Raw genomic sequence first — 13272 nt, 5'->3', positions numbered from 1 at the left:
GTCGATCGTGGCCCCGGGTAAGAACCTTGTCAACTACGTGGACTCACGGACCACGAGAGTGGGTTTGAACATCACCTGTTTGTGTACGTGCGAATCAGGATCGTCACACTCCTCCAGCAGTAGCTGGGCCGCGTTTCGTCCAATCAGGACAGTCGGCTGCCGGACCGAAGACAGCGGCACGGCCGCGTCCGCGGCGAACTCGATGTCGTCGTACCCCAAGATCGCCAGGTCGCCGGGCACACGCATACCTGTGCTCACCGCGGCCCGCAGCACGCCGAGCGCGAGCAAGTCGTTGGCGCAAAAAGCAGCCGTGAAGCCGGTCGGCCCCAGCAGGGGACGCGCGGCCTCGTAACCGATCCGCGCCTTCAACGCCGGCAACTCGACCACATCGACGACCTCGTCCGGATCCAGCCCCGCCGCGGCCACGGCGTTCCGCAGACCGGTGAGGCGGTCCGCGCACTGCCGCAGGCTCAACGGGCCACTGAAGTACGCGATCCGACGGTGGCCACGCGACACGAGATGCTCCCCCGCCAACTCACCGCCCGCCACGTCGTCCACAGCCACCGAACAGCAGTTGGCGCGGGCGTCGTGCCGGTCGACGAGCACGGTGGGCGTGCCGCGCCTGCGCAGCGCGTCAAGTCGTTCCGAGCTCACCTCGACCGGCGTGATGAGCACACCCCGGACCCGCTGCTCCTCCAGCACCCGCAGATAGCGGTCCTCCCGTTCGGCCTGCTCGTCGGCGTTGCACAGCACCACCGCGTACCCGAGTTCGGTGGCGACGTCCTCGACTCCCTTGGCCACGTCGTGGAAGAACGGGTTCGCCATGTCCAGCACGATCAGGCCGAGCGACCGGCTGGTCCCGGCGCGCAGCTGCGCCGCGGACGAGTTGCGCACGAAGCCGAGCTCCTCGATGGCCGCGAGCACGTGCGCCCTGGTCGACTCGGCGACCTTGTCCGGCCGGTTGAGCACATTGGACACCGTCCCGATCGAGACCCCGGCCCGCTGGGCGACATCTTTGATGCTCGGCTGCATACGATGAACCGTATCAATTCCGCCAGCCCTCTGACGGCCTCTCACCTGACCCGGCCAAGGTCTGAAACGTTTCAACCATCCGGCGGCGGTTTCGGCATGATGGTGTGGTGGATGATCAGAAGGAACGAATGCTCAGCGGACAGCTGTATCGGGACAACGACCCCGAGTTGGTCGCCGAGCGGCGACGGTGCCAGGCACTCCTGGACAGGTTCAACGCGACACGATCCGACGAGGAGGACACGCGCCAGGAGATCCTCTCCGCGCTGTTGGGCGGGATCGGCACCGGGTCGTGGGTCATGCCCCGGTTCCAGTGCGACTACGGATACCTGATTCGCTTGGGAGACAACAGCTTCATCAACTACGACGCGATACTCATGGATTGCGCGCGGATCACCGTCGGCAACGACGTGTCCATCGGCCCCCGAGCCCAGCTGCTGACGGCCCTACACCCCATGGACGATCACGAAGCGCGGCGGCAGCGATGGGAAACGGCGGCCCCGATCGTGATCGGGGACAACGTGTGGATGGGCGGCGGTGTGATCGTTTGCCCAGGGGTGACCATCGGCCCGGACACCGTGGTGGGCGCCGGGAGCGTCGTGACGCGGGACCTCCCCGCACGGGTCTTCGCGGCCGGGAACCCTTGTCGGGTGATTCGCGAGCTACCCAGCACCGACACCCACGGTCAGGCGCATGGCGGGTGATAGGTCAGTTCGGGCACGTACTTCTGCCACAGCTCTTGGGACACCCGTGGTGTCGTGGCACACAGCCGGCGGACGTTCTCCTCGACGTTCAGATCCCACAGGCGGAAGGACGCTTGGGTGTCGGTGCCGCCGTTTCGACCGACGCTGGCCAGGAAATGGCCGTCCGGACTGTACTGGAACGAATCTATGCCGTAGTGATGGCCCGTCAGTGCCTGGCCGAACGGCTCGGGCCTGGCCGGGTCGGTGAGCTTCCACATGTGGATCGCGTTGTCACGCTGGACTGTGGCGAGCACGTCACCGTGCGGGCTGAAGGCCATGACCCCCGTCTCACCGAAGGAGTTGCCCGACGGAATCGAACCTCGTCGGGTGGGCCGATCGGTGTCGGACAGGTCCCACAATGTGACCGCGCTCGCGGTCGCGTCTCCTTCAAGCACAGCGAGCCAGTGGGCGTCCGGGCTCAACGAGACACTTACAGCCCCCAGGGGGACGGGACCACCGAAGGGGTCGATCCGCGTGTCCAGGACGCCCCTCGCACGGGGTGCTGCCGCACCGAGTTTGTCCCACAGTCGCAGGTGCGGGTTGCGCAGCACACCGTGCTCATCGGCATCGAACACACCGACGACAGCGAGATGTGCGGCCGAGTTCGCGGTGAGCAGGCCAGCTCGCTTCTCGGTGTCGTGAATCTGTTCGCTCGCGGCCGGCTCGCCGGGGTGCCAGAGCCGGAAGGTGCTGATGTCGTGGTCCGCCGAGAAGCCGGGGCCTTTGTCGAAGTGCCCGATCGCGAGTGTCCGGTTGTCCAGATAGGTGGCGATCTCGGAGTACCCCGTGCACGGAACCTTGATCTCGCGCGGCTTGTCAGTGGGCGCCTGCTGGTCGAGACCAGAGCACAGCTCGGCGGGTTCCTGGACTTCCCCTGGTTTCCCGTCGGCCAGCGGAAGGACACGGATCCAGCCGTCCCCATGCGTGACGACCACGGCGCTGCCTTCCGGGCTGAAGCTCAGCGACTTGACACCGGTCTCGTATGTCCGGCTCCCTCGCCACAGCTCCTTCAGCGCCTTCGGGTGGCCAGGATCGCTCACCTGCCACAACTCGACCACACTGACAACCGGATTGTCGGCCGCGACGGCGAGCAAACGGCTGTCGGGGCTGAAAGCCACGAACGATTTCTGCGTCCCAAACTCGACGTCAACGTCAAGCGGGATCGGCAGGACCATGCTCGTGTCGTCGGCCAATCCCATGGCCACCACCGGATCCGCCGGGTCATGCCGCAGGTCCCAAGCTACGAGATCCAACTGACTGGCCAGAACGAGATCATCAGGCTTGCCGGCGCTCCGCAGTCCCTGGGCCGCGGTGACGAGCTTCGACACGGCGGTTTGCTCCTTGACCGTCCGTGCCTGGGACAGCTGGGACAGCACTACGACCGGGGCCGCGCCCGCGATGAGGACCAGCACCGCCAACACAACGACCAACATCCGCCGCCGGCGAACCCCTCGCGCGTGCTGATGTACGGACGCGGCGTGAAAAGCCGTACCGACCGGAGTCAGCCTGCCGGGCGATTCCCGCACTAGGTTCCGCGCGACGGCGAGACGCGTGCCGCGGTACAACAACGCCGGGTCGCGGTCCTCGCGGTCCCATCCCGCGGCGGCTTCTTCGAGTTGCTGGCGGGTGAGGTTGTCGGCCCGGTCGTCGTCTATCCAGCTTCGCAGCCGGGGCCACGCCCGCAGCAGAGCCTCGTGCGTGATCGTGACGGTGTCCTGGTCTCGTGTGAGCAGCCGCCCGTCGGTGAACGCGTCGAGCACAGTGATGGCCACCGGGTTCTCGGCGAGGTCCGCACGCACGACTGGGCGGCGAGTGTCGTCGGTCCCGTCGCCGATCTTGACCAGGCGCAGGAAGACCGTACGCGCTGCCTGCCGTTGCGGCTCGTCAAGGCGGGCGTACACGCGTTCGGCCGTGGTCGCGATGGCGTCGTGAATTCCGCCAGTAGCCCGGTAGGCGTCGACGGTCAGCAAGTGGCCGTGCCGTTCCCGCCACAGCGCCCGCAGTGCGTGCGCCAGCAACGGCAGCCGGCCGGCTTCGTAACCACCGATGTCACCAGCACCCAGATCACGGAGCAGCAGCTCGACCAACCCGGGCTCGACCTCCAGCCCGACGTCGCGGGCTGGGAACACCACCGCCTGGCGGAGCTCCGCCGCACTCATCGGACCGACGATGATCTGACTGTCCTGCAACGCTTCCCGCAACGGCGGATGCTCCACACAGTGCGAGTACGCGTCGGCGCGCAGGCCGTAGACGACCAGCCCGCAGGTATGCGCGAGCGCGTCAAGCAGTTCCAGGAACGTCCGGCGCTGGGCGACGTTCGGGCAGAGCGTGAACAGTTCCTCAAGTTGATCGACCACGACGATCAGCCGAGCGTCGGCACGCAATCGGACCCGCACCGCCGTGACGAGAGTCTCCGGGTCCGTGACCCACTCGCGGACCTGGTCCTCGCCGACGTCGAACACGTCGGCCAGCCGCTCGACCAACGCGTCAAGCGGTTGACCTGTCGGCGTGAACACCAACTGCGGCCAACGCCGGGACCCGGCGACCGGCAACACCGCGCGCTCGGTGATCGCGGCGATCAAACCGGCGTGCAACAACGACGACTTCCCCGCGCCGGACGGCCCGACCACGACCAGCGGAGCACCGCCGTCGAGCCGGTCCGCCAGCCTGCCGACCAGATGGGCGGTCAGCGTGTCGCGGCCGAAGAACCACGATGTCTGGTCGGCGGTGAACGCCGCCAGACCTGGATAAGGACAGTCCTCGACATCCACCGCACCCGCGACCCGCCGCGCACCGCTCTCGTAGTGGACATGCAAGTCACGGCCTGCCATCGTGGCGCTGCCGTGCCCGGACACATCGGCGTGCAGATGTATCCCGTTCGGCTCCGTCATCACTTCACGACGTGCGCGTCTCGCCCGGCCATGGTGACGCGGCTGTGCCCAGACGCGTTGGCGCGCATGGTCAGCTGCCCGATCTCCGTGTACCCACCACGGTTCTCGGCCGGCGACCACTCCGCCACCAGATGCCGCAGCTCGTCCACGACTCCCGGATCCGCAGCGACGAGCCGACGCAACCGGCTGCGCCACTCGCCGACGAGATCCTCCTCGACCGACTCGCCGCCGGTTCCCCGGGCGGCCACCAGGTTTTCCCGAGTCTCAGCGGCTTCCGCCCGGACGGTGTCCGCACGATCGGGATGCACCCGACGCCACAACGCGCCGACCGCGGCCACCACTTTCTCCCACCCGTCCGTCGCCAGTCGCTTGACCAACGCGGACGCGGCCGTCTCCGCCAATGTGGACCATTCTGGATCCATTGTTCCCCCTTGCCCCAGGTCGCACGGCAATGGTGCCAGGGAACAGCCTTGGTCTGACAGTGTTTCCTGTTCGTTTCATACGATCGAGTGACCGGGGTCAACCACCAGGAGCCGAGACCTTCTTCAGGGTCAGCGCCAGCTTCGGGCAGAGGTTCACCGCTTTCCTCGCGTGCTTCCGGAGTTCTTGGGGCACAGGGTGATCGCTCACGATGGGGTAGCCCCATTCGTCCAGGCCAACGAGTTCCGGCAACAGCTCCGCGCAAAGGCCGTGGCCGTCGCACGCGATCATGTCCACTTTCAGGCTTTCGGTCATCGCCAGCCCTCGCTTTCCGACGGCACAGTGGGAAGCGGCAGGACCTGCGGGGCGGGCGGGCAGTGATGGCCGGACAGGTGCCGCCGCACGTCCTGGTTGAACACTTTGAAGGCGGTCGCCACGAACTTGACCACCCCGTCGGGGTGGGCGCACCCGCCCCGGCCGTTGATCACGCCCAACCGGAACCGCAGTCGTTCGTACGCCTGGCGGTCACCGTCCACTGTGATCTTCCTGATGTCGTCGGCGATCGACGGCAGGCCTTTGAAGCAGGGGCCACACTGTTTCGCCGTCTGGCCGGCCATCCAGGTGGCCACCCGGGTGGTCTCCAGCAGGCCGCACGCCCGGGACGGCAACGCGACCACCACGCCGGCGCCGATCTCGGTGACAGGACGGCGCATCTCCTCTGGTGTCAGCCAGGCGCCGCCGTAGCCACCGATGAGCACGCCCGAGATCGGTTCACGGAGCCCACCGGCGACGCGCAGGACGGTCTCCCCGGTCACCCCCACAGGCAGTTCGTAGACGCCCACATGGCGGACCGCCCCGCTCACCGTGAACAGCGCCGTCCCTGGGGCGTCGCCGGTGCCCGCCAGCCGGAACCAGTTCGGGCCGTGCCGGGCGATCAGCGCGACCTGCGCGAAAGTCTCCACATTGGACACCAAGGTCGGCCGGCCGTCCACACCGGACTCACGGGTCGGGACCGACCGCGGCTTTCCCTCGCCGCCGCCGACGAAGTTGGCCAGTGCCGTGGACTCACTGGAGACGTACCACCTGGGCGCCTCCACCACGTCGACCTGGACGCCGGTGCCCCAGCCCGCGATCACCCGCTCGGCGATCACGGACGTCAGGTGCTGGGCGAGGCCGTTGCCACGATGGACGGCGACCGTGACAGTGTCCGCGCCGATCTCCCGCGCGGCCAGCTCGGCGCCGTCCAGCACCAGGTGCGGGGCGCGCCGCAGGAGCAGTTTGTCCTTGCCGGCAGCGGGTTCGCTCTCCATCCCGTTGACGATCACATACGGGTTGTCCTTGCCTGCGACCGAGGTGAGCTTGCGCGCCGTCGGGAACCAGGCGCCACCACGCCCACGCAGTCCCGCCGCGGCGACCATGTCCGCCAGTTGCGGCACCACCGGCAGCGGACCGACCGCCCGGACATGGTCGGCCAAGCGGACCGCCTGATGAGTCAGCAGCCGAGGGCGACCGTCATAACCGTACTGTGGGACGCTCACAGGGACCTCCGGCGCAGCGCCGCCACCCGGAAACCACCGCACGCCACGACGATCGCGACACTGACACCGGCCGTGACCAGCACCCACATCTGGTCCGTGCCGATGAAAACGCCGTGCACCACCGCGACCGGCCAACCCAGGTACGCGATCCAGTGCACCAGACGCCAAGCGCGGTAAGGCATCCGCGCGCGCAGCAGACCGGTGATGATGAGCGTCAAGATGATGTCGAACGCCAACGTCCCCAGGCCCAGGAACAGCGGCGAGTACGTGCCGATGAACGGGACGAGCGCCTCAAGCGGCCTGATGGTGACGTACGTGTCGAACACGATCGTCAGCACGTGCACCACGATGAACGTGACCGCGGCCATCGAAAGGTTGCGGTGCAACGTTTCCGTGACGAACCGAGGCCAGCTCGGCGAGGTGACGCGGCCGGCCGTGAGCAGGCCGAGCGCGAATGTCATGGTGAACAACGCGAGCGAGACGATCCCGCTGCCGCGCGCCACATACCAGAGTGTCAGAGTCACGACCCCTCCCCGGGCCAGTCGGAAACCGTGGTGACCGCGCCGCTGGTGGCGACCAGGCGGGCGGGAAGCTTGCGTGCCGCGAGCCAGTGCGGGGCACCTTCCCCCAGCACGAGCGCGGCTGTGGATGCCGTGTTCGCGGCGACGCAGCTGACGGCGGAAACCGTCGCGTACCGCCAGATCCGGGGTGCCGGCAGGCCGGTCGACGGGTCCAGCACGTGATGCAACTCCTGGTCGCCGCGCTGCCAGGACCGGACCGTGACGCTGGACGTCGCCAGGCCGCCGGACCGGACGCACACGACTTGTCCGCCGTCGTCCGACGTGTGGTCCGCGGTCACCCGGACGTTCCAGCCGCCCTCCGGCGCTGGCCCGGCCACCGAGACGTCACCGCCGAGGTTGACCAGAACGCCGGCGCCAGTTTCGTCCGCGATGTGCTTGGCGGCGGTGTCCGCGGCCCACGCTTTCGCCGTGGCCCCCAGGTCGATCCGGACGCCGTGCGGGACGGTCACGGACTTGGGTGTGATCTCGATGTCCCGCCATGCCTGCCGGGGTCGCGAGGGCACGAACACGGGTTCGGGCGCGTACGGCGCGACGTTCGCGAACGTCTGGTCGTATCCCAACGTGACCATGTACCCGCCGAGGGTCGGGTCGACCAGGCCGTCGGTGTCCGCCGCCGCCTGTAACGCCACCTGTAACGCCGCCACCAGGATCGGGTCGTCCGACGTGCCGGTCCGGTTCAGCTCGCTCAGCGCCGAGTCGTCCCGGAACCGGCTGCACGCCTTGTCCAGGTCCGCGATGAACTCGCGCAGCATCCACTCGGCGGACGGCAGCGCGTCCTTCGCGGTGATGAGCAGGTGCACTGTGGTGCCAATGGCCGTGAACCGAACACCGGTGGTCATGACCCACCTGACGTGGTGACCGCGTTGCCGGTGGCGACCTGCGGGGCGACTCCGCCCTGCGGCTTGGGAGCCGCGTTGCCGCCCTGGTTGGTCACGGCGGGCTTGACCACGGTCTCGGCGGCGATGGCCATGCCGAGGCCGACCGTGCCCGCCACACCAAGCACGACGATGCCGGCGGTGATCATCCTGACCCGGTTGACGGCCGCGTCCCGCGCGGCTGGGCTGAGTCGCTGTGCCATCGTGCCTCCCCGACTTGTCGTTCGCCTCGATCCCCATACGTAGGCGCGACTGTCAGGGTTCAAAACCTGCTCAACGGCCCCGTGGCGTAGTAGGTCTTGCACACCGCGTGGTCGTAGTCGGTGGTCACTTCGAGCACCGCGCGGCCGTCGCGGGCGGGCAGCAGCGACGGGCTGAAGTTGCGGCAGCCCTCGTTGTCCACTCCGGACACCTTGATCGGCGCGGGCATCTCGTACCACGGGCCGTCGCCGTGGTTGTCGTTCGCCAGAATCGTGCCGCCGTTACCGCCGGCGGTCGCGCCGCCGTCCTGCACCAGCATCTCGGTGATCAGCAGGATGGTCCCGGCGCGTCCAGGGCGGGGGCTCCAGGCCGGCGTGGGTGTGTGCCGGCCGTGCTTGCCGTCGGCGGTCAGGACGAGGGTGCCCAGGTCGCGCGGGTCGCCGTAGTTCCAGCCGTCCGCCGACCGACGGAAGTACGCGCTGCACAGGTGGATCAGGTCGTTGTTGCACACCTCGTAGGTCATGAAGTACGAGCGGTCCGGGAGCCGCAGCGTGTTGATCATGCCCGGCCGGACGTACCAGTCGGCGCTGACCACGGTCTCGCGCTGGTCCGTCCAGTGCACGCCGTCGGCGGACCGCACCTGGACGAGTTTCTGGTCGTGGTGCACCTTGTCCGTCTCGTCCGAGTAGAACGCGACGAGCCGGCCGTCGGCGGCGACCGACAGGCTGGGCTCCCAGATGTCGAACCGGTTCGGCGAGACGGCGACGTTCGACAGGAACCGCCAGGTCACGCCACGGTCTGTGCTCGCCCACAGGCGGTTCGACGTGTTCCGGACGCCGAGCGGCGCGGAGAAGCCCATGGTGCTCACCCACAGGACCGTGCCGGCGGGGAGGGTGCCCACTGCCGACGGCAACTCGTACAGCGTCGAGCAGCAGGTTCCGCCGCCGCGCGCGCCGGCCGGGTCCTTGATGGTGGCGATCCGCTTGAACGTCCGGCCGTTGTCGGCGCTCGCACTGATCACGCCGGTGCCGTCCGCGCCCATGTTGGTGGTGATGCTCGCCAGGATCGTGCCGTTCGCCAGCCGGATCACCCGCGGGTAACTGCTGCCTCCGTCGAACAGCACCCCGCGCTGCGGCGTCGCCTGCGCGGGCAGAGCGGTCACCAGCAGGATCGCCACACCGGCAAGCGCACTCCGCACCGCACCTCCCCAACTACTCACGGTAGCCATCGCATGCTAACCCGCCGCCGACCATCTTGCCGAAGACATACTCGGCAGCGTATATTCGGAAGCGAGCATTCGGATCCGAGGAGGAGTCATGGCGAAACCCAGGAAGGTCAGCAACCTGCTGGCGCTTGCCATCCTCGGCACGCTCATCCAGCGCCCGATGCACCCCTACGAGATGGCGTCGGTCATTCGCGCCCGCGGCAAGGACGCCGACATGCCCATCAAGTGGGGCTCGCTGTACACGATCGTGAAGAACCTGGAGAAGCACGGGTTCATCGAAGCCACCGGCAGCACCCGCGAAGGCGGGCGGCCGGAGCGGACGGTCTACCGGATCACCACGGCCGGCAACGAGGAGCTCAGGGACTGGGTCCGGGAACTGCTGGCCACCCCCGAGCAGGAACAGAGCCGGTTCAAGGCCGCGCTGTCGATGGCCGGCGCGCTCACCCCGGGCGAGGCGGTCGACCTGCTCCGGCAGCGGGTCGACCGGCTGTCGGCCGAGCTCGAGGCCGACCGGCGGACGCTGGCCGGCCAGGACGTCCCCCGGCTGTTCCTGATCGAGGACGAGTACGACCTGGCGATCCGCGCGGCCGACCTGACCTGGACCAGGACCCTGCTCGACGAACTGGCGGCCGGCACGTTCCCGGGCATCGACATGTGGCGTCAGTTCCACGTCACCGGCGAAGTCCCCGCGGAGCTGCGGGAGCTGGTGGAGAAAGGCAGACCGGACGACTGAAAGCGAGCCCCGGCGGGGTGCGGGAACACGCCACCGGGGCTCTTCGACCTCGAACCGAGACGAACCCGGCCGCGAGGCGGCACCTTGAAGAGTAGCCGGGCTCGTCTCCCACCGATTGGGAGACACACATGACACACGTGAGGACCGCGCTGGTCATCGGCGGCGGAATCGCAGGGCCGGTCGCGGCGGCCGCGCTGCGCAAGGTCGGCGTCGAAGCCACTGTTTTCGAACGCGCCGACGAGACGACGGACAACGTCGGCGGCATCATCGGCCTGGCACCGAACGGGATGAACGCGTTGGCCAGCGTCGGGCTCGACGAGGCGGTGCACAAGGTGTGCCGGCCGGTGCCGTCCATGGTCCTGCTCAGCGGGACCGGCAAGCGGCTCGCCGAGTTCGGGTCCGCCCAGGCGGGCCCGGTCCTGCACGCGGTGTGGCGCAAGGACCTGTTCCTGGCGCTCGCGGGCGAGGCCAAGGCCCGTGGCGTGCGGGTCGAGTTCGGCAAACGTCTGGTCGGCGTGGACGAGTCGGCGGACAGTGTCACCGCGCGGTTCGCGGACGGCACGTCGGCCACCGCGGACATCCTGATCGGCGCGGACGGCATCCGCTCCACGGTCCGTTCGCTGATCGACCCGTCGGCGCCCGGACCGCGGTACACCGGTCTGCTCAGTTTTGGCGGCCGGCCGACCAAACCACTGCGAGTTCCGTCGACCCATGGGTCGTTACACATGGTGTACGGCAAGAAGGCGATCTTCTGCTACCTCGCCGACGACGACGAGACCGGCTGGTTCGTGAACATGCCGAGCAAGCGGGCCATGACGATCGCGCAGGCACGGGCCGTCGGCGCGGCGGAGTGGCAGCGGCGGCTGGCCGAGTTGTTCACCGAGGACCGGTCGCCGGCGGTGGAGATCATCTCGGCGTCCGATCCGGACGAGTTGGTGATCGTCGGTGGTGTGGACGACCTTCCGCATGTGCCCACCTGGCACAGGGGTCGGATGATCCTGATCGGCGACAGCGCGCACGCGACGTCACCGAGTTCCGGCCAGGGCGGCTCGATGGCCATCGAAAGCGGTGTCCAGGTGGCGCGGTGCCTGCGGGACCTGCCCAGCGTTCCGGAGGCGTTCGCCGCGTACGAACGGCTTCGGCGGCCGCGCGTCGAACGTGTCATCGCGGAGGGCAGAAAGGTCGACCAGAGCAAGTCACCCGGGCCGGTCGGCCGGGCGTTGCGGGACCTGCTGCTGCCGACCATGATGAAGCTGATCGCCAAGCCGGAACGACGAGCGTGGCAGTTCGACCACCGGATCGACTTCGCCGCCGCGGTCAGCCCAGCTGAGCTGGGGTAGGCGCACCGCCGCCGGCCCGCGTTCCGGGACCGTCCAATCGAGACGGTCGCGGGCCGGCGCGGTACGCACTTGGGCCTACCGATCATTTTCGGTCAGGTCTATCGTTGACCCGCCAACGGGAGGCTAGATGACAGCTGTTACGGCGGAAACCGCCACGGTGGCGGCGTCGGCGCAAGAGCCGCTGGAACGCCATCGTCCCCGTGTCGCGATCGGCACGGACGGGTCCACATGGGGTGACGCCGCGTTGGAATGGGCGCTGCGGCACGCATGGCTGATGAACGCCGGGTTACGCGTCTACTCGGCGAAGACCAGTGACGACAACGAGATCGCGCGACGGTTGGACGTCTACCGGTGGCTGCACGCCTCGGTGACAACGTCCGAGGACACCCCGGAGCACACCTTGCTGTGGGCGAGCGCGGACACCGATCTGCTGGTCCTCGGTCACCACGGTCACCGGACCCGGCAGACGCTCGGCCTGGGCCACCTTGTGCTACCCGTGGTGAGCGCGGCCGAGTGCGACACCGTGGTCGTCCGCGGCGAACCCCGTGCGGTGCGCGGGGAACATGGCTGGGTCACCGCGGCTGTGGGCGGCCAGCACGACGAGATCGTGGTCCGCAGGGCCACCGAGATCGCCACCCGTTACCGCGACGGACTGCGGCTGATCCACGCCTGGGCGCCGCACGGCGCACGGTCGGTGGAGTCCGACGAGGAACCCACGGACGTCCTTGACCGGGCGTGCGACCTCGTGGCACAGCTGATGCCCACGCTCACCCCCAGCCTGCAGCTCGTTCGCAGCCATCCGCACGAGGCGGTGGAGACGTGCGGCCGCAGCGACCTGCTCGTGCTGGGGCCGGGCGGCGAGCCCGGCAACCTCTCCCCCATCACCAGGACAGCGCTGTACCTCGCGCCGTGCCCGGTGATGGTCGTCCATCCCTGACGTCCTCCCCACTGTGAACGGTGGGGATCCCGGCCCGCACTCCCGCAGCGCCGTCCCGCCCGTGAGGCGGTCAACGAACCCCTCGCGGGCGGAACTGGATGCTGACGCGCGGGCCGACGTGCCGGTTCGTCTTGGGTACGGCGTGGTCCCAGGTCCGTTGGCACGAACCGCCCATCACGATCAGGTCGCCATGCCCGAGCGCGTGCCGGACCGTCTCCCCGCCTTCTTTCGGCCGCAGCAACAGTGCACGCGCCGCCCCCACGGAGACGATCGCGACCATGGTGTCCTCGGTGGCGCCGCGGCCGAACCGGTCGCCGTGCCAGGCGACACTGTCCCGACCGTCCCGGTAGTAACAGAGCCCGGCGGTCCGGAACGGTTCCCGTAACTCCTCCGCGTAGTACTCCGACAGCCGGTCCCTGGCCGCCACCAGCACCGGATGCGGCAACGCGTCGTTCTCGCCGTAGAAGCACAGCAGCCGGGGCACCGCCACCACCCGGTCGTACATCTGTCTACGTTCGGCATACCATGGCACGCCTGTCGCGAGGCTCGCGAAGAGGCTGTCGGCGCCGGTCAGCCAGCCCGGCAGGACGTCCACCCATGCCCCGTGGGTCAGCTGCGTCCGGCGGACACCGTCGAGCGGCCGCAGGCCCACCGGAGCCTCGGCGTTGTCGAACAGTGATCCCTGGAGTGCCGTGTCCACAGATCCGAGCTTACCCGAATTCGAACACATGTTCTTGGTCAACGACGGGTGTCGGATCT

Annotated in this window: 14 protein-coding genes; 4 read left to right on the top strand and 10 right to left on the bottom strand. The window is 68.6% G+C overall.

Features of this window, described 5'->3' with window-relative positions; translation table 11 throughout:
- Positions 1–33: 33 nt before the first annotated feature.
- Positions 34–1032 carry a LacI family DNA-binding transcriptional regulator gene (locus EV192_RS38825; protein WP_132123626.1) on the bottom strand — a complete coding sequence of 333 codons (999 nt, stop codon included), beginning with the start codon at positions 1030–1032 and terminating at the stop codon, positions 34–36.
- A gap of 107 nt (positions 1033–1139) precedes the next feature.
- On the opposite strand from EV192_RS38825, the gene EV192_RS38820 reads away from it, so the two are divergent.
- Positions 1140–1733 (top strand): sugar O-acetyltransferase, encoded by a 594-nt coding sequence (locus EV192_RS38820; RefSeq protein WP_132123625.1) that lies wholly within the window; start codon positions 1140–1142, stop codon positions 1731–1733.
- Here EV192_RS38820 and EV192_RS38815 read toward each other — a convergent pair.
- From EV192_RS38815 to EV192_RS38780, 8 genes are all read right to left on the bottom strand, one after another.
- Positions 1715–4663, bottom strand: coding sequence for an NACHT and WD repeat domain-containing protein (locus EV192_RS38815; protein ID WP_132123624.1), 2949 nt, complete (start codon positions 4661–4663; stop codon positions 1715–1717). The two genes, EV192_RS38820 and EV192_RS38815, sit on opposite strands and share 19 nt — an antisense overlap.
- On the bottom strand, positions 4663–5085 hold the full coding sequence (locus EV192_RS38810) for a hypothetical protein (RefSeq protein ID WP_132123623.1): 423 nt from the start codon (positions 5083–5085) through the stop codon (positions 4663–4665). Before EV192_RS38810 ends, EV192_RS38815 begins: the two co-directional genes overlap by 1 nt.
- 97 nt (positions 5086–5182) lie before the next feature.
- Positions 5183–5398 carry a ferredoxin gene (locus EV192_RS38805; RefSeq protein ID WP_132123622.1) on the bottom strand — a complete coding sequence of 72 codons (216 nt, stop codon included), beginning with the start codon at positions 5396–5398 and terminating at the stop codon, positions 5183–5185.
- A complete protein-coding gene (locus EV192_RS38800) occupies positions 5395–6621 on the bottom strand; it encodes an NADH-ubiquinone oxidoreductase-F iron-sulfur binding region domain-containing protein (RefSeq protein ID WP_132123621.1) in 1227 nt (408 codons plus the stop codon). Before EV192_RS38800 ends, EV192_RS38805 begins: the two co-directional genes overlap by 4 nt.
- Entirely contained in the window at positions 6618–7145 is a 528-nt protein-coding gene (locus EV192_RS38795) for a ferric reductase-like transmembrane domain-containing protein (protein WP_132123620.1), read from the bottom strand. Before EV192_RS38795 ends, EV192_RS38800 begins: the two co-directional genes overlap by 4 nt.
- Complete coding sequence (locus EV192_RS38790; protein WP_132123619.1) at positions 7142–8041, bottom strand: FAD:protein FMN transferase; 900 nt, start codon at positions 8039–8041, stop codon at positions 7142–7144. The genes EV192_RS38795 and EV192_RS38790 overlap by 4 nt, the downstream gene beginning before the upstream one ends.
- Complete coding sequence (locus EV192_RS38785) at positions 8038–8280, bottom strand: hypothetical protein (protein ID WP_132123618.1); 243 nt, start codon at positions 8278–8280, stop codon at positions 8038–8040. The genes EV192_RS38790 and EV192_RS38785 overlap by 4 nt, the downstream gene beginning before the upstream one ends.
- 59 nt (positions 8281–8339) lie before the next feature.
- Positions 8340–9476 (bottom strand): sialidase family protein, encoded by a 1137-nt coding sequence (locus EV192_RS38780; protein ID WP_132123617.1) that lies wholly within the window; start codon positions 9474–9476, stop codon positions 8340–8342.
- Between the two features lie 118 nt (positions 9477–9594).
- On the opposite strand from EV192_RS38780, the gene EV192_RS38775 reads away from it, so the two are divergent.
- The 3 genes from EV192_RS38775 (at position 9595) to EV192_RS38765 (ending at position 12513) form a co-directional block, all read left to right on the top strand.
- On the top strand, positions 9595–10236 hold the full coding sequence (locus EV192_RS38775) for a PadR family transcriptional regulator (RefSeq protein ID WP_132123616.1): 642 nt from the start codon (positions 9595–9597) through the stop codon (positions 10234–10236).
- Positions 10237–10364: 128 nt separating this feature from the next.
- On the top strand, positions 10365–11576 hold the full coding sequence (locus tag EV192_RS38770) for an FAD-dependent oxidoreductase (protein WP_132123615.1): 1212 nt from the start codon (positions 10365–10367) through the stop codon (positions 11574–11576).
- A 127-nt stretch (positions 11577–11703) separates the two neighbouring features.
- Positions 11704–12513, top strand: coding sequence for a universal stress protein (locus tag EV192_RS38765; protein ID WP_132123614.1), 810 nt, complete (start codon positions 11704–11706; stop codon positions 12511–12513).
- 70 nt (positions 12514–12583) lie between these two features.
- Here EV192_RS38765 and EV192_RS38760 read toward each other — a convergent pair whose 3' ends face one another.
- On the bottom strand, positions 12584–13213 hold the full coding sequence (locus EV192_RS38760; RefSeq protein WP_132123613.1) for an alpha-ketoglutarate-dependent dioxygenase AlkB: 630 nt from the start codon (positions 13211–13213) through the stop codon (positions 12584–12586).
- Positions 13214–13272: the final 59 nt, after the last annotated feature.

It is taken from the genome of Actinocrispum wychmicini, from assembly GCF_004345645.1.
Taxonomy (GTDB): domain Bacteria; phylum Actinomycetota; class Actinomycetes; order Mycobacteriales; family Pseudonocardiaceae; genus Kibdelosporangium; species Kibdelosporangium wychmicini.
This window is presented reverse-complemented; position numbering and strand designations above follow the sequence as displayed.

Coding starts and splice junctions, on each gene's coding strand:
- EV192_RS38825 (WP_132123626.1), bottom strand. CDS start 1,032: ATGCAGCCGAGCATCAAAGATGTCGCCCAGCGGGCCGGGGTCTCGATC.
- EV192_RS38815 (WP_132123624.1), bottom strand. CDS start 4,663: ATGACGGAGCCGAACGGGATACATCTGCACGCCGATGTGTCCGGGCAC.
- EV192_RS38810 (WP_132123623.1), bottom strand. CDS start 5,085: ATGGATCCAGAATGGTCCACATTGGCGGAGACGGCCGCGTCCGCGTTG.
- EV192_RS38805 (WP_132123622.1), bottom strand. CDS start 5,398: ATGACCGAAAGCCTGAAAGTGGACATGATCGCGTGCGACGGCCACGGC.
- EV192_RS38790 (WP_132123619.1), bottom strand. CDS start 8,041: ATGACCACCGGTGTTCGGTTCACGGCCATTGGCACCACAGTGCACCTG.
- EV192_RS38785 (WP_132123618.1), bottom strand. CDS start 8,280: ATGGCACAGCGACTCAGCCCAGCCGCGCGGGACGCGGCCGTCAACCGG.
- EV192_RS38775 (WP_132123616.1), top strand. CDS start 9,595: ATGGCGAAACCCAGGAAGGTCAGCAACCTGCTGGCGCTTGCCATCCTC.
- EV192_RS38770 (WP_132123615.1), top strand. CDS start 10,365: ATGACACACGTGAGGACCGCGCTGGTCATCGGCGGCGGAATCGCAGGG.
- EV192_RS38765 (WP_132123614.1), top strand. CDS start 11,704: ATGACAGCTGTTACGGCGGAAACCGCCACGGTGGCGGCGTCGGCGCAA.